The following is a 16897-nucleotide window of genomic DNA, read 5'->3' on the forward strand; positions in this document are numbered from 1 at the left end:
GTGACCGATCGTGCCGACGTTCACGTGCGGCTTGGTGCGCTCGAATTTACCCTTAGCCATGGTTGCCTCTCTTTAAATTGCGGTGATTCGTGGTTTGGGATTCGGGATTCGCAAGCGCGTCTCCCGGCCCCGTTGTCTGTGATCGGATTCGGCCTGGCCGGACCCGGAACCCGCTTCGCGAATCCCGGACCCCGGTACCCGAATCCCGGCTTTATCAGCCCTTCTTGATCACGGTCTCGGCGATGTTGTTCGGCGCCTCGGCGTAGTGATCGAATTCCATCGTGAACGTCGCGCGACCCTGGGTCAGCGAGCGGATGGTGGTCGCGTAGCCGAACATTTCGCCCAGCGGCACCATCGCGTTGATGGTCTTGCCCGACGGCGTGTCGTCCTGGCCCTGGAGCAGGCCGCGACGACGGCTCAGGTCGCCCATCACGTCGCCGACGTACTCTTCCGGCGTCACGACTTCGACCTTCATCATCGGCTCGAGCAGGACCGGATCGGCCTTGCGGAAACCTTCCTTGAAGGCCATCGACGAGGCGAGCTTGAACGCCATTTCCGACGAGTCGACGTCGTGGTACGAGCCGAACACGAGCTTGACCTTGACGCCCACGACCGGGAAGCCGGCCAGCGGACCGCTGGTGATGGTTTCGCGCAGGCCCTTCTCGACCGCCGGGATGAATTCCTTCGGAATCACGCCGCCGGTGATGTCGTTGATGAACAGGAAATCGTTCTCGACGTCCGGATTGGCCTTGTCGGCTTCGTTCATCGGCGACAGCTCGATCACGACGTGACCGTACTGGCCCTTACCGCCCGACTGCTTGGCGTGCTTGTAGTCCGACTTGACGTCCGACTTGCGGATGGTCTCGCGGTACGCCACCTGCGGCTTGCCGACGTTGGCTTCGACGTTGAACTCGCGACGCATGCGGTCGACGATGATGTCCAGGTGCAGCTCGCCCATGCCGGCGATGATGGTCTGGCCCGATTCTTCGTCGGTGCGCACGCGGAACGAGGGATCTTCCTGCGCCAGGCGGCCCAGGGCGAGGCCCATCTTTTCCTGGTCCGACTTGGTCTTCGGCTCGACCGCCATCGAGATGACGGGCTCCGGGAACACCATGCGCTCGAGGGTGATGATGTGATCCTGCGCGCACAGCGTGTCGCCGGTGGTCACGTCCTTCAGGCCCACGGCCGCGGCGATGTCGCCGGCGCGGACTTCCTTGATTTCGTCGCGCTGGTTGGCGTGCATCTGCAGGATGCGGCCGACGCGTTCCTTCTTCGACTTGACCGGGTTGTACACCTGGTCGCCCGAGTTCAGCACGCCCGAGTAGACGCGGAAGAAGGTCAGCGAGCCGACGAACGGGTCGGTCATGATCTTGAACGCCAGCGCCGAGAACGGCTCGGTGTCGGACGCCTTGCGGGTGTCCTCCTTCTCGTCTTCGTCGATGCCCTGGACCGGCGGACGGTCGGCCGGCGACGGCAGCAGGTTGATCACGCCGTCGAGCATGGCCTGCACGCCCTTGTTCTTGAACGCCGAGCCGCAGAACACCGGCACGATCTCGACCCGCAGGGTGCGCTCGCGCAGACCGGCGATGATTTCGGCCTCGGTCAGCTCTTCGCCGCCCAGGTACTTCTCCATCAGGTCTTCCGAGGCTTCGGCCGCGGCTTCGATCATGAAGTTGCGGGCTTCCTCGGCCTTGCTCTGCAGGTCGGCCGGGATGTCGCGGTACTCGAACTTGGTGCCCTGCGAAGCGACGTCCCAATGGATCGCCTTCATCTTCAGCAGGTCGACCACGCCTTCGAAGCCGTCTTCGGCGCCGATCGGCACCTGCATCGGCACGGCGTAGGCGCCGAGGCGGGCCTTCAGCTGCTCGACGACCTTATCGAAGTTGGCGCCGGTGCGGTCCATCTTGTTGACGAACGCCATGCGCGGCACCGAGTACTTGTTGGCCTGGCGCCAAACGGTCTCGGACTGCGGCTGCACGCCGCCGACGGCGCACAGCACGAACACCGCGCCGTCGAGCACGCGCAGCGAGCGCTCCACTTCGATGGTGAAGTCGACGTGGCCGGGGGTATCGATGATGTTGAAGCGGTGCTCCGGCAGGGACTTGTCCATGCCCTTCCAGAACGCCGTCGTCGCCGCCGACGTGATGGTGATGCCGCGTTCCTGTTCCTGCTCCATCCAGTCCATCGTCGCGGCACCTTCGTGCACTTCGCCGATCTTGTGGCTGACGCCGGTGTAGAACAGGATGCGTTCCGACGTGGTGGTCTTGCCGGCATCGATGTGGGCCATGATGCCGAAGTTGCGGTAACGCTCGATGGGAGTGGTGCGAGCCACGGGACCCTCTCGTAAGTTTTCGAATTCCAGATGGCCGGACGCCGCCTTATCGGCGGCCTCCGGTTCGCTAGGCGGCCTCGAAGCCGCCGCGGCAACATCTCATGCGGATGTTGCGAAGGCCCTGTCGTCAGGGCGCCGCGATCACCAGCGGTAGTGGGCGAACGCGCGGTTCGCTTCCGCCATGCGGTGCGTTTCTTCGCGCTTCTTGATCGCCGCGCCGCGGTTCTCGGAGGCGTCGAGCAGTTCGGCGGCGAGCTTGCGCGGCATCGAGCTTTCGCCGCGCTTGCGGGCGGACTCGATCAGCCAGCGCATGGCCAGCGCCATGCGGCGCGAGGAGCGCACTTCGACCGGCACCTGGTAGGTGGCGCCGCCGACGCGGCGCGACTTCACTTCGACCGACGGCGAAACGTTGGTCAGCGCCTTCTCGACCAGCTCGAGGGCATTCGGATTCTTCTCGCCGATGACGTCCATCGCGCCGTAGACGATCTTCTCGGCGACGGACTTCTTGCCGCTCTGCATGACCATATTGATGAAGCGCGCGATCGTCTCGCTGCCGTGCTTGGGATCGGGCAGAACCGAACGCTGCGGGGTGGAACCTTTACGCGACATGGTGCGTACCTATTCTCGTGATTCTTGACAAACGTGCTTGCGGGCGGCGGCGCATCGCGCGCGCCTGGGCAGCGACGCGCTTAGGACTTCGGACGCTTGGCGCCGTACTTGGAACGGCCCTGGCGACGCTTGGCGACGCCGGCGGCGTCGAGCGAGCCGCGCACGGTGTGGTAACGCACGCCCGGCAGGTCCTTGACGCGGCCGCCGCGGATCAGCACCACCGAGTGCTCCTGCAGGTTGTGGCCTTCGCCGCCGATGTACGAAATGACTTCGTAACCGTTGGTCAGGCGCACCTTGGCGACCTTGCGCAGCGCCGAGTTCGGCTTCTTCGGGGTGGTGGTGTAGACGCGGGTGCAAACGCCGCGACGCTGCGGGCAGTTCGCGAGCGCCGGCGAGGTGCTCTTGTAGGTGGTCGCCTGCCGCGGCTTGCGGACGAGCTGATTGATGGTTGCCATCTGGAACTCTTGATTGAGGGGCCGGGCGGCCGCTTCGTGAGAAACGAACGGCAAGCCGAATGCACCCGACCCGCCGAGACGAAAAAGTATAGCCCGCGCTTAACGTTTCCGTCAACGCAGGCAGCGCGAACAGGCAAAACCAGCGCTGCGGCAGCGCCAGTTCCGATCCTTATTCGATTGATCCCGCCCTACCCTGGGCCGAACACTAGGCGCTCCCTGCGCCTAATTTCGTGATCTGGGATTAGGACCCATGAGGTCCAATCCGATTCGCGAGTCTAGCACGTCCGGCAAGACTTGCCAGCCCCGTGCCCTCCCCCCCAAGCCCTGTTCAGCAGCTCACGGCCAGGCCGTCGGGCAAAAAACAAGGCGGGCATCGCTGCCCGCCTTGCCCTGAGCTTGGTGATGGAACCGGCGCCGGCCCGGCCTGGTGGCCGGACCGGAGCGCGACGACCCGGCTTACTCGGCGTCGTCGCCGGCGACCGTCTCGGCCGCGGCCGGAGCCTCGGCTGCGACGCTCACCGGACCGGCCAGCGCTTCCATCTCCGAGTCGGTCAGACCCGAGGCGTTCTTGCGGCGCTGGTTGTGGTACGCCAGGCCGGTACCGGCCGGGATCAGGCGACCGACGATCACGTTCTCCTTCAGGCCGCGCAGGCCGTCGCGGGTACCGCGCACCGCCGCCTCGGTGAGGACGCGGGTGGTCTCCTGGAACGAGGCCGCCGAGATGAACGACTCGGTCGCCAGCGAGGCCTTGGTGATGCCGAGCAGGACCGGGTCGACCTTGGCGACGATCTCGTTGCGGGCGGCCAGGCGCACGTTCTCTTCGATCAGGCGCTGACGCTCGACCTGCTCGCCGTTGAGGAACTTGCTGTCGCCCTGATCGACGATCTCGACCTTGCGCAGCATCTGGCGAACGATCACCTCGATGTGCTTGTCGTTGATCTTCACGCCCTGCAAGCGGTAGACGTCCTGGATTTCCTTGGTCAGGTACACGGCCAGCGGCTCGACGCCGAGCAGGCGCAGGATGTCCTGCGGGCTCGGTTCGCCGTCCACCACGGTCTCGCCCTTCTCCACGTGCTCGCCTTCGAACACGATGATCTGGCGGTACTTGGGAATCAGCTCCTCGTGCTCGCTGCCGTCGGCCTGCTTGATGATCAGGCGCTGCTTGCCCTTGGTGTCCTTGCCGAAGCTGACGATGCCCGAAACCTCGGCCAGGATCGCCGGGTCCTTCGGCTTGCGCGCTTCGAACAGGTCGGCCACGCGCGGCAGACCGCCGGTGATGTCGCGGGTCTTGGACGCTTCCTGCGGGATCTTGGCGACCACGTCGCCGACGCCGACCGGCGCGCCGTCCTGCAGGTTGACGACCGAGCGCGGCGGCAGCAGGTACTGCGCCGGCAGGTCGGTACCCGGGATGGTCAGGTCCTTGCCGTTCTTGTCGACGATGCGGACGATCGGGCGCAGATCCTTGCCCTGCGAACCGCGACGCTTGGGATCGGTGATCTCGCGCGAAGCCAGGCCGGTCAGGTCGTCGGTCTTCTCGATGACGGTGACGCCGTCGACGAAGTCGATGAAGCGGACGAAGCCGGCCACTTCCGACACGATCGGGTGGTTATGCGGGTCCCAGTTGGCGACGGTCTGGCCGGCCTTGATCTCGGCGCCGTCCTTGACGCTGACGGTGGCGCCGTACGGCAGCTTGTAGCGCTCGCGCTCGCGGCCGTGCGGGTCGAGCACCGACAGTTCGCCCGAACGCGAGACCGCGACCAGGTGGCCGTTGGCGTGTTCGACGTGCTTGAGGTTGTTGAACTTGATCGAACCGGTGGTCTTGACCGTGACGTTGTCGATCGCCGCCGCTCGCGAAGCCGCGCCGCCGATGTGGAACGTACGCATGGTCAGCTGCGTGCCGGGCTCGCCGATCGACTGCGCGGCGACGACGCCGACCGCTTCGCCGTGGTTGACCAGGTGGCCGCGGCCGAGGTCGCGGCCGTAGCAGTGCGAGCACACGCCGAACGAGCTTTCGCAGGTGATGGTCGAACGGACCTTGATCGACTGGACGCTGGCGTCTTCCAGCTTCTGCACCCAGGCTTCGTCGAGCAGGGTGTTGCGGGTGACGATCGGGTCCTCGTCGTTGCCGGGCAGGAACACGTCCTCGGCCACGACGCGGCCGAGCACGCGGTCGCGCAGCGGTTCGACCACGTCGCCGCCTTCGACGATCGGGGTCATGGTCAGACCCTCGAGCGTGCCGCAGTCGGTTTCGGTGATGACCACGTCCTGGGCCACGTCGACCAGTCGACGGGTCAGGTAACCCGAGTTCGCGGTCTTCAGCGCGGTATCCGCCAGGCCCTTACGAGCGCCGTGGGTCGAGATGAAGTACTGCAGAACGTTCAGGCCTTCGCGGAAGTTCGCGGTGATCGGCGTTTCGATGATCGAGCCGTCCGGTCGCGCCATCAGGCCGCGCATACCGGCCAGCTGACGGATCTGAGCCTGCGAACCGCGCGCGCCCGAGTCGGCCATGATGTAGATCGAGTTCATCGACTTCTGCGGGACCGACTCGCCCTTGGCGTTGGTCACGGTGTCGGTGCCGATCGCGTCCATCATCGCCTTGGCCACGCGCTCGTTGGTGCGCGACCAGATGTCGACGACCTTGTTGTAGCGCTCGCCCGCGGTGACCAGGCCGGACTGGTACTGCTGCTGGATTTCCAGCACTTCCGACTCGGCCTCGGCCAGGATGCCCTTCTTCTCGCCCGGGATGATCATGTCGTCGATGCCGATCGACACGCCGGCGCGGGTCGCGTACCCGAAGCCGGTGTACATCAGGCGGTCGGCGAACACGACCGTGTCCTTCAGGCCGAGCATGCGGTAGCAGGAGTTGATCAGGCGGCTGATGTTCTTCTTGGTCAGCTCGGTGTTGGCCAGCGCGAACGGCAGGCCTTCCGGCAGGATCTCGCGCAGCAGGGCGCGGCCGACGGTGGTGTCGACGACCGAGGTCTTCTGCTCGCGGGTGCCGTCCTCGTTGATCACGGTCTCGCTGATGCGGACCTTGACCTTGGCGTGCAGCTGCACGACGCGGTTGTCATAGGCGCGCTTGACTTCGGCCACGTTGGCGAACGCCATGCCCTCGCCCGCCTTGTTCTCCAGGGCGCGGGTCATGTAGTACAGGCCGAGCACGACGTCCTGCGACGGCACGATGATCGGCTCGCCGTTGGCCGGCGACAGGATGTTGTTCGACGCCATCATCAACGCGCGCGCTTCCAGCTGGGCCTCCAGGCTCAGCGGCACGTGCACGGCCATCTGGTCGCCGTCGAAGTCGGCGTTGAACGCGGTGCAGACCAGCGGGTGCAGCTGGATCGCCTTGCCTTCGATCAGCACCGGCTCGAACGCCTGGATGCCGAGGCGGTGCAGGGTCGGGGCGCGGTTCAGCAGCACCGGATGCTCGCGGATCACCTCTTCGAGGATGTCCCAGACTTCCGGCTCTTCGCGCTCGACCAGCTTCTTGGCCGCTTTGATGGTGGTGGCCAGGCCGCGGCGCTGCAGCTTGGCGAAGATGAAGGGCTTGAACAGCTCAAGCGCCATCTTCTTGGGCAGGCCGCACTCGTGCAGGCGCAGGGTCGGGCCGACCACGATGACCGAACGGCCCGAGTAGTCCACGCGCTTGCCGAGCAGGTTCTGGCGGAACCGGCCCTGCTTGCCCTTGATCATGTCGGCGAGCGACTTGAGCGGGCGCTTGTTGGTGCCGGTGATGGCGCGGCCGCGGCGGCCGTTGTCCATCAGCGCGTCGACCGATTCCTGCAGCATGCGCTTCTCGTTGCGCACGATGATGTCGGGCGCGTTGAGTTCGAGCAGGCGGCGCAGGCGGTTGTTGCGGTTGATGACGCGGCGGTACAGATCGTTCAGGTCGGAGGTCGCGAAGCGGCCGCCGTCCAGCGGCACCAGCGGACGCAGGTCCGGCGGCAGCACCGGCAGCACGGTCATGACCATCCACTCCGGACGGTTGCCGGACTCGAGGAAGGCTTCGACCAGCTTGATCCGCTTGGTCAGGCGCTTGAGCTTGGTTTCGCTGTTGGTCGAGGCGATCTCTTCCTTCAGCTGCAGCATTTCCGACTGCAGGTCGATGGTGCGCAGCAGGTCGTAGACCGCCTCGGCGCCCATCGCGGCCTCGAAGTCGTCGCCGTGCTCCTGGCGCGCCTGCAGGTACTGTTCTTCGGTCAGCAGGTTGCCGCGCTCCATCGGGGTCAGGCCCGGCTCGGTCACGACGTAGGCTTCGAAGTACAGGATGCGCTCGATGTCGCGCAGGGTCATGTCCAGCATCAGGCCGATGCGCGACGGCAGCGACTTGAGGAACCAGATGTGCGCGACCGGCGAGGCCAGGTCGATGTGGCCCATGCGCTCGCGGCGCACCTTGGCCAGGGTCACTTCGGTGCCGCACTTCTCGCAGACCACGCCGCGGTGCTTCATGCGCTTGTACTTGCCGCACAGGCACTCGTAATCCTTGATCGGACCGAAGATGGCGGCGCAGAACAGGCCGTCGCGCTCGGGCTTGAAGGTGCGGTAGTTGATGGTTTCCGGCTTCTTCACTTCGCCGAACGACCACGAACGGATCAGGTCCGGCGAGGCCAGCGCGATCTTGATCGCATCGAAGTCCAGCGCGGGACGCTGCTGGTTGAAGAGATTGAGCAAGTCTTTCATGTGTGACTCCGGGATTCGGGATTAGAGAATCGAGATTCGTTGAAGCGGGGACTCGAGGGATCGGGACCGCAGGCGTTCGCCTTGCCAATCCCGAATCCCGAATCCCCAATCACCGCGCTCAGTTCTCTTCCAGCTCCATGTTGATGGCCAGCGAGCGGATTTCCTTCACCAGCACGTTGAAGGACTCCGGCATGCCGGCGACCATCTCGTACTCGCCGTCGACGATGTTCTTGTACATCTGGTTGCGGCCCTGCACGTCGTCGGACTTCACCGTCAGCATTTCCTGCAGGGTGTAGGCCGCGCCGTAGGCTTCCAGCGCCCAGACTTCCATTTCGCCAAAACGCTGGCCGCCGAACTGCGCCTTGCCGCCCAGCGGCTGCTGGGTGACGAGCGAGTACGGACCGGTCGAACGGGCGTGCATCTTGTCGTCGACCAGGTGGTTCAGCTTCAGCATGTGCATGTAGCCGATGGTCACCGGGCGCTCGAACGCTTCGCCGGTACGGCCGTCGTGCAGGATGGTCTGGCCGCCGGTCGGCAGGTCGGCGAGCTCGAGCATCTTCTTGATCTCGACCTCGGCCGCGCCGTCGAACACCGGGGTCGCCATCGGCACGCCGTCGGTCAGGTTGCGCGCCAGCGTCAGCAGCTCGTCGTCGCTGAACTGCTTCAGGTCGACGCGCTGGCCGTGCAGCTTGTTGTCGTGGTTGTAGATCTCGTCGAGGAACTTGCGCAGCTCGGCGATCTTCTGCTGCGCCTCCAGCATGCGCTGGATCTTCTGGCCCAGGCCCTTGGCGGCCCAGCCCAGATGCACCTCGAGGATCTGACCGATGTTCATACGCGACGGCACGCCCAGCGGGTTCAGCACGATATCGACGGTCTGGCCGTCGGCGGCGTACGGCATGTCCTCGACCGGCACGATGGTCGACACGACGCCCTTGTTGCCGTGGCGGCCGGCCATCTTGTCGCCCGGCTGGATGCGGCGCTTAACGGCCAGGAACACCTTGACCATCTTCAGCACGCCCGGAGCGAGATCGTCGCCCTGGGTGATCTTGCCGCGCTTGTCGGCGAAGCGGCGCTCGAATTCCTTCTGGTGGACTTCGATCTGCTTCTGCGCGCGCTCGATCGCCTCGATCGCTTCCTCGTCCTTCATGCGCAGGGTGAACCAGTCGGACTTCTTCAGGCCGTCCAGCACCAGCGAGGTGACGGTGTCGCCCTTCTTCAGGCCGGCGCCGCCGTTGGCGATCTTGCCGATCAGCTGCGAGCGCAGGCGGTCGTAGATCGCCGCTTCGAGGATGCGGAACTGGTCGTCGAAGTCCTTCTTGACCCGGCGGATTTCCGACTCTTCGATCTGGCGGGCGCGCTTGTCCTTCTCGATGCCGTCGCGGGTGAAGACCTGCACGTCGATGACGGTGCCGTCCATGCCCGGCGGCACGCGCAGCGAGCTGTCCTTAACGTCGGACGCCTTCTCGCCGAAGATCGCGCGCAGCAGCTTCTCTTCCGGAGTCAGCTGCGACTCGCCCTTCGGCGTGACCTTGCCGACCAGGATGTCGCCGGCGCGCACTTCGGCGCCGATGTAGACCACGCCCGACTCGTCGAGGCGGTTCAGCGCCTGCTCGGAGACGTTCGGGATGTCGGCGGAGATTTCTTCCGGCCCCAGCTTGGTGTCGCGCGCGACGCAGGTCAGCTCTTCGATGTGGATCGTGGTGTAGCGATCCTCTTCGACCACGCGCTCGGAGAGCAGGATCGAGTCTTCGAAGTTGTAGCCGTTCCACGGCATGAACGCGACCAGCATGTTCTGGCCCAGCGCCAGCTCGCCGATGTCGGTCGAGGGACCGTCGGCCAGCACGTCGCCGCGCGCCACCACGTCGCCCACCTTCACCAGCGGACGCTGGTTGATGCAGGTGTTCTGGTTGGAGCGGGTGTACTTGATCAGGTTGTAGATGTCGACGCCCGCGTCGGTGACGCCGGAGATCTCCTCATCGACGACCTTGACCACGATGCGGCCGGCGTCGACCTGCTCGATCACGCCGCCGCGCTTGGCGTTCACGGTCACGCCCGAGTCGCGCGCCACGGCGCGCTCGATGCCGGTGCCGACCAGCGGCTTCTGCGCGCGCAGGGTCGGAACGGCCTGACGCTGCATGTTCGCGCCCATCAGCGCGCGGTTGGCGTCGTCGTGCTCCAGGAACGGGACCAGCGCGGCCGCGACCGACACGGTCTGCATCGGCGAGACGTCCATGAAGTGGATCTCGCTCGGCGGCTTGAGCAGGGTTTCGCCCTGGAAGCGGCAGGCGACGAACTGGGCGGTGATCATGCCCTTCTCGTCCTGCGGCGCGTTGGCCTGGGCGATGACGTACTCGTTCTCTTCGATCGCCGACAGGAACTCGACGTCGTCGGTCACTTTGCCGTCCACGACCTTGCGGTACGGCGTCTCGAGGAAGCCGTACTGGTTGGTGCGGGCGAACACCGCCAGCGAGTTGATCAGGCCGATGTTCGGGCCTTCCGGCGTTTCGATGGTGCAGACGCGGCCGTAGTGGGTCGGATGCACGTCGCGCACTTCGAAGCCGGCGCGCTCGCGGGTCAAGCCGCCCGGGCCCAGCGCCGAAACGCGGCGCTTGTGGGTGACTTCCGACAGCGGGTTGTTCTGGTCCATGAACTGCGACAGCTGCGAGGAGCCGAAGAACTCCTTGATCGCGGCGGCCACCGGCTTGGCGTTGATCAGCTCCTGCGGGGTCAGGCCTTCGGACTCGGCCATCGACAGGCGCTCCTTGACCGCGCGCTCGACGCGGACCAGGCCGACGCGGAAGGTGTTCTCGGCCATTTCGCCGACCGAACGAACGCGGCGGTTGCCCAGGTGGTCGATGTCGTCGACCACGCCGCGGCCGTTGCGGATCTCGGTCAGGACGCGGATCACGTCGAGGATGTCCGAGGTGTTGCCCAGCTCGCCGCGCAGGCGCACGGATTCGTCGTCCTTGCGGTCGGCGAAGTACTTGGCGTCGTACAGCACCGACGCGCCGGTGGTTTCCTTGCGGCCGATGCGGCGGTTGAACTTCATCCGGCCCACGCCCGACAGGTCGTAGCGCTCGAAGGTGAAGAACAGGTTGTGGAACAGGTTCTGCGCGGCGTCCTTGGTCGGCGGCTCGCCCGGACGCATCATCCGGTAGATTTCGACCAGCGCTTCCAGCTGCGTCTTCGACGGGTCGATGCGCAGGGTGTTGGAGATGTACGGACCGCGGTCGAGGTCGTTGACCCAGATGGTGCCGACCGACTCGATGCCGGCGCGGCGGAACGCGACCAGGTGGTCGTCGTGGATTTCGTCGTTCGCCGAAGCCAGCAGCTCGCCCGACTTGGTGTCGACCACGTCGTGGGAGAGGATGCGGCCGACCAGGTAGCTGTCCGGCACGGCCAGGGCTTCGATGCCCGACTGCTCGAGCTGCTTGACGTGGCGGGCGGTGACGCGCTTGCCGGCCTCGACGATGACCCGGTCGCCGTCGGCGAGGTCGAAGTCGAGGGTTTCGCCGCGCAGGCGCTCGGAGACCAGTTCCCACTGCACGCCCTCGGGCATGATGTGGAAGGTGTTGATCTCGAAGAACTCGTTCAGCATCTCCTCGTTGTTGTAACCGAGCGCGCGCAGCAGCACGGTCACCGGCAACTTGCGGCGACGGTCGATACGGGTGAACAGGGCGTCCTTCGGGTCGAACTCGAAGTCCAGCCAGGAGCCGCGGTAGGGAATGATGCGGGCGCTGTACAGCAGCTTGCCCGAGCTGTGGGTCTTGCCGCGGTCGTGGTCGAAGAACACGCCCGGCGAACGGTGCAGCTGCGAGACGATGACGCGCTCGGTGCCGTTGACGATGAAGGTGCCGTTGTCGGTCATGAGCGGAATCTCGCCCATGTAGACTTCCTGCTCCTTGACGTACTTGATGGCCTTGGTCGACGACTCGCGGTCGTAGATCACCAGGCGCACGGTCACGCGCAGCGGGGCGCCGTAGGACAGACCGCGGTTGCGGCATTCGCGCTCGTCGAACACCGGGTCGCCGAGCTTGTAGCCGACGTATTCGAGCGCGGCGTTGCCGCTGTAGCTGGAGATCGGGAACACCGACTTGAGGGCCGCGTGCAGGCCGCGATCGGCGCGCTTGGCCGGGTCGGCGTGTTCCTGCAGGAATTCGCGGTAGGAGTCGACCTGGATCGCGAGCAGGAAGGGAACTTCGAGGATGGACTTGCGCTTGCCGAAGTCCTTGCGGATTCGCTTCTTTTCGGTGAACGAATAGTTCGTGGAAGCTGTGGTCATGGTGAGCTACCGCCTCGATTAGCTAATGGGCCGGGAAAACCGCCGTCGGCGGATTTCCGGGCGAACCGCGCGTCCGCGGCTCGTGGGGACTAATGACGTAAAAATTGCCAGTGGGAAGTCGCTGGTATTGCCGGCACCAGCACGCCCTCTCCCGCTACTTCCGACTGACAACTCGGTGAAGCCGGGATTGGGGATTCGGGATTCGGGACTCGCTCAAGCCCAGGCTTTTGCGAATCCCGAATCCCGAATCTCCAATCCCGTGGAACGGCCAAAGGCCGGGGACTTCCGTCCCCAGCCTTCGGTGGTCGCCAAAGAAAAACGGCGACGCAAGTAACGCTTACTTGACTTCGACAGTCGCGCCAGCGGCTTCGAGGTCCTTCTTCATCTTGGCAGCGTCGTCCTTCGAGACGGCTTCCTTGACGGTCTGCGGAGCGCCTTCGACCAGGTCCTTGGCTTCCTTCAGGCCCAGGCCGGTGATGGCGCGGACGGCCTTGATGACCTCGACCTTCTTGTCGCCGGCGGCCTTCAGGATGACGTTGAACTCGGTCTGCTCTTCGACCGGAGCGGCGTCGGCGGCCGGACCGCCGGAGACGACGACCGGAGCAGCGGCGGTGACGCCGAACTTCTCTTCGATCGCCTTGACCAGTTCCATGACTTCCATCAGGGTCTTTTCGGCGATGGCGTCGACGATCTGTTCGTTGGAAAGGGACATGTGTATTACCTCAGGAAATTGTGATCTTTCGAATCGGGTTCAGTGAAGCGGTCGCGAATGCGGGCCGGCGATCAGGCCGGTTCCGCCTCGGCCGGCGCTTCGGCAGCGACTTCGCCGCCGCCCTGCTTGTCGGCCACGGCCTTGACGGCGCGGGCGAACATGCTGGCGGGTTCGGACAGGACGCGGGCCAGCATGGCCAGGGCCTGGTCGAGGGTCGGCAGCGAGGCGAGGACTTCGACGTGGCTGGCCGGATAGACCTGACCGCCCATGGCGACGACCTTCGGCTGCAGCTTGTCGTTACCCTTGGCGAATTCCTTGATCAGACGCCCGGCGGCGCCGGGTTCTTCGGTCGAGAACGCATACAGCAGCGGACCGACGAGCTTGTCCTGGACGCACTCGTATTCGGTACCGGCCACAGCGCGCGCGGCCAGGGTGTTCTTGACGACACGCAAGTACACACCGGTTTCGCGAGCCTTCTTGCGCATCGCGGTCATCTGACCGACCGTGATGCCCGCGTACTCGGCAGCAACCAAGGAGTGGGCCTTCGCGGCGACTTCTGCCAGCTCGGCGACTACTTCTTGCTTCTGAGACAGATTAAGAGCCATTGCACTCCTCCTAAAGCCGGGATTCGGAATTGGGGATTCGGGATTCGCGAAACCGGCTTTCGCTCGGCTTTGCCAATCCTTGATCCCGAATGGCCAATCTCGGCTCCTTCTATTCCGCTCACGGCTCCTGCCGCTTGCGGTCCTGGGCGGCGACCGTCCTTGGCGCCGGGGATGCCCTTCGGCATCCCGGTGGTGGCCTTTCCTGAAAAAGATTCAGGGGCGGCACCATCTACGCCGGCCCGGCTCCGAAGAGTCCGAATTAAGCGGTTTCGCTAGTACCGACGGCGACTCCTTGCCGTGTCGAGCTTCCCTGCCCGTCGTCGGTACGCGCTGAACCGCGCCTGCGGTCTTTGACGGCGATCGCTTCGGGTTGCCCCTGGGCGATGGCCCTCAAAAGTTTCGGCGGACGGCACTGGATCGCCGTTCGCCTTTTGTTTCGCTTGGGTTCCGCGGCGAGGCGGAACCCGGTATTCGTCGATTGCCACCGGAGTTCGGCGGCTCCGGCCCCGCCTTCGCGGGGATAAGGTCTCGGCCAGCGCGCTCGCGCTATGCGCGAGCGCGCCGGGACGTCACTTCAGGGTCAGCGAAGCCTGGTCGACGATCACGCCCGGGCCCATGGTCGAGCTGATCGAGATCTTCTGCAGGTACTGGCCCTTGGCGGCGGACGGCTTGGCCTTGATCAGGTCGAGCAGCAGCGCCTGCAGGTTGTCCTTCAGCGAACCGTCTTCGAACGAGACCTTGCCGATGGTGCAGTGGATGATGCCGGCCTTGTCGGTGCGGTAACGCACCTGGCCGCCCTTGGCGTTCTTGACCGCTTCGGCCGGGTTCGGCGAAACGGTGCCGACCTTCGGGTTCGGCATCAGGCCGCGCGGGCCCAGCACCTGGCCGAGCTTACCGACGACGCGCATGGCGTCCGGGGTCGCGATGACGACGTCGTAGTTCAGGTCGCCGGCCTGCATCTTCTCGGCCAGGTCGTCCATGCCCACGGCTTCCGCGCCGGCGGCCAGGGCTTCGTCGGCCTTGGCGCCCGCCGGGGCGAACACCGCCACGCGCACGCTCTTGCCGGTGCCGGCCGGCAGCACGGTCGAACCGCGCACCTGCTGGTCGGACTTCTTCGCGTCCACGCCCAGACGGACGGAGACGTCGACGGACTCGACGAACTTGGCCTTGGTGGCGGTCTTGACGATCTTGACCGCTTCTTCGAACGGATAGGCCTTGCCCGGAACCACGGCGGCCTTGATTGCTTTTTCGCGCTTGGTCATCGCCATGTCTTAACCCTCCACCACCAGGCCCATGCTGCGGGCCGAACCCGCAATCGTCTTCACCGCCGCATCCAGGTCGGCCGCCGTCAGGTCGGCTTCCTTCTGCTTGGCAATGGCTTCGAGCTGGGCGCGGGTCACCTTGCCCACCTTGTCGGTGTTCGGGCGCTTGGAGCCCGAGGTGATGCCGGCCGCCTTCTTGAGCAGCACCGAAGCCGGGGTGCTCTTGGTGACGAAGGTGAAGGTACGGTCCGAGTAGGCCGTGATGATGACCGGGGTCGGCAGACCCGGCTCGAGCTTGGAGGTCGCGGCGTTGAACGCCTTGCAGAACTCCATGATGTTCAGGCCGCGCTGACCCAGCGCAGGACCGACCGGCGGCGAGGGATTGGCCTGACCGGCCTTGACCTGCAGCTTGATGTAGCCGACTACTTTCTTTGCCATTGATGTGCTCTCCGGGTGCTAGCGCCTTGACCGCAGGCTCCCCATCGGGCCGGAAATCGCGCGTTCCGGCATCGCGTTTGAATCCTGCGGCCCACGGAAACCGGGCTTCGGGCTGACGCCGCCCCGGACCCGGAAAGGACCAAGGAGACAGCTGAACAGGCAAAGCCCGCCACAACCAGGGTAGCGAGCCGCACACTATATCAGATTTTTTGGGCTTTGCAGCCCGGGGCCGGCCCGAAGGCCGGCGGGGCTCAGGTCGCCTTCTCGACCTGGCCGAATTCCAGCTCGACCGGGGTCGAGCGGCCGAAGATCAGCACTGCGACGCGCAGGCGGCTCTTCTCGTAATTGATTTCCTCGACCACGCCGTTGAAGTCGACGAACGGGCCGTCGATGACCCGGACCATTTCGCCGGCTTCGAACAGCACCTTCGGACGCGGCTTCTCGACGCCTTCCTGAACGCGCTGCAGGATACGGTCGGCTTCGCTGTCCTGGATCGGCAGCGGGCGATCGGCGGTGCCGCCGATGAAACCCATGACCTTCGGGGTTTCCTTGATCAGGTGCCAGCTCTCGCTGTCGATGCGCGGAATGCCGGCTTCGTCGTGCGTGGCGATCTGGACGAGGACATAGCCCGGGAAGAACTTGCGCTCGGAGCGGCGCTTCTGGCCGGAACGCATTTCCACGACCTCTTCGGTCGGGACCAGGACGTCGCCGAAGCGGTCCTGCATTTCGAAACGAACGATGCGATCGCGCAGCGCCTGCGCCACCGACTTCTCGAACCCGGAGTACGCGTGAACCACGTACCAGCGCTTGTTTTCGTGAGAATTCACGTCGGTCGTCTCCTCAACGCGACAGCAGGAACTTGACCGCGGCCTGGATCACGTAATCGAAACCGGACAGGATCAGGCTAAGGATGGCGACGGCGATCATGACCACCCAGGTGGTCTTCAACGCTTCTTCGCGGGTCGGCCAGACGACCTTGCGCAGCTCGAAGCGGGATTCGGACAGGAACTCGCGGGTCTGCGCGCCCTTGGCGGTCAGCATGAACACCGCGGCGCCCGCAAGCAGACCGGCGACAACCGCGCCGGCGCGCAACGGACCGCTCCAGTTCTCGAACCACAGGTAGGCGAACACGCCGCCGGCCGCGAGCAGCAGAGCCACCGCGTACTTGGCGATATCGCCGGCACCGCCGCCGGATTTGGTTTGTTCGGCCTTGCTGTTCATTCTCGGGGCGATTCCCTCGCGAAAGCCCGCCCATCCCTGCGCGGCCCTTTCAATAGCTATCCAGTCGCCGGATCGTCCGATACGGCTCGGTAACGAGTGGCACGCCAGGAGGGACTCGAACCCCCAACCTGCGGTTTTGGAGACCGCTGCTCTGCCAATTGAGCTACTGGCGTACGTCTTGAAATCTTAGGCCCGATTCGGCCCACCGCAAGGGGGCGGCCGGCGGCCGGTTGTCGGGTGTTGCAAACAACGAAGGCGGACCGGGTTGCCGGCCCGCCGTTCGCGGCCTGCGGCGACCCCG

At 65.3% G+C, this 16897-nt stretch carries 11 protein-coding genes and 1 tRNA gene; all 12 read right to left on the reverse strand.

Annotated elements, in window-relative coordinates; translation table 11 throughout:
• Window positions 1–214: 214 nt before the first annotated feature.
• The gene (gene fusA, locus TX83_RS03675) at window positions 215–2332 is read right to left on the reverse strand and encodes an elongation factor G (protein WP_064746581.1); all 2118 of its coding nucleotides are present in this window, start codon (window positions 2330–2332) and stop codon (window positions 215–217) included.
• Window positions 2333–2473: 141 nt separating this feature from the next.
• Window positions 2474–2941, reverse strand: coding sequence for a 30S ribosomal protein S7 (gene rpsG, locus TX83_RS03680; protein WP_064746582.1), 468 nt, complete (start codon window positions 2939–2941; stop codon window positions 2474–2476).
• 80 nt (window positions 2942–3021) lie between these two features.
• The gene (gene rpsL, locus TX83_RS03685; RefSeq protein ID WP_064746583.1) at window positions 3022–3396 is read right to left on the reverse strand and encodes a 30S ribosomal protein S12; all 375 of its coding nucleotides are present in this window, start codon (window positions 3394–3396) and stop codon (window positions 3022–3024) included.
• Between the two features lie 456 nt (window positions 3397–3852).
• Complete coding sequence (gene rpoC, locus TX83_RS03690) at window positions 3853–8076, reverse strand: DNA-directed RNA polymerase subunit beta' (protein WP_064746584.1); 4224 nt, start codon at window positions 8074–8076, stop codon at window positions 3853–3855.
• Between the two features lie 118 nt (window positions 8077–8194).
• Complete coding sequence (rpoB, locus tag TX83_RS03695; protein ID WP_064746585.1) at window positions 8195–12358, reverse strand: DNA-directed RNA polymerase subunit beta; 4164 nt, start codon at window positions 12356–12358, stop codon at window positions 8195–8197.
• Between the two features lie 337 nt (window positions 12359–12695).
• A complete protein-coding gene (rplL, locus tag TX83_RS03700; RefSeq protein WP_064746586.1) occupies window positions 12696–13070 on the reverse strand; it encodes a 50S ribosomal protein L7/L12 in 375 nt (124 codons plus the stop codon).
• Window positions 13071–13141: 71 nt separating this feature from the next.
• Entirely contained in the window at window positions 13142–13675 is a 534-nt protein-coding gene (gene rplJ, locus TX83_RS03705; protein ID WP_064746587.1) for a 50S ribosomal protein L10, read from the reverse strand.
• 569 nt (window positions 13676–14244) lie between these two features.
• Complete coding sequence (gene rplA / locus TX83_RS03710; RefSeq protein ID WP_064746588.1) at window positions 14245–14943, reverse strand: 50S ribosomal protein L1; 699 nt, start codon at window positions 14941–14943, stop codon at window positions 14245–14247.
• A 3-nt stretch (window positions 14944–14946) separates the two neighbouring features.
• Window positions 14947–15375 (reverse strand): 50S ribosomal protein L11, encoded by a 429-nt coding sequence (gene rplK, locus TX83_RS03715; RefSeq protein ID WP_057948565.1) that lies wholly within the window; start codon window positions 15373–15375, stop codon window positions 14947–14949.
• A 251-nt stretch (window positions 15376–15626) separates the two neighbouring features.
• Window positions 15627–16202 carry a transcription termination/antitermination protein NusG gene (gene nusG / locus TX83_RS03720; protein ID WP_064746589.1) on the reverse strand — a complete coding sequence of 192 codons (576 nt, stop codon included), beginning with the start codon at window positions 16200–16202 and terminating at the stop codon, window positions 15627–15629.
• 13 nt (window positions 16203–16215) lie between these two features.
• Window positions 16216–16596, reverse strand: coding sequence for a preprotein translocase subunit SecE (gene secE, locus TX83_RS03725; protein ID WP_064746590.1), 381 nt, complete (start codon window positions 16594–16596; stop codon window positions 16216–16218).
• Between the two features lie 97 nt (window positions 16597–16693).
• Window positions 16694–16769, reverse strand: a tRNA-Trp gene (locus tag TX83_RS03730).
• Between the last annotated feature and the right edge of the window lie 128 nt (window positions 16770–16897).

Source organism: Lysobacter antibioticus HS124 (assembly GCF_000336385.2).
GTDB classification, from domain to species: domain Bacteria; phylum Pseudomonadota; class Gammaproteobacteria; order Xanthomonadales; family Xanthomonadaceae; genus Lysobacter; species Lysobacter firmicutimachus.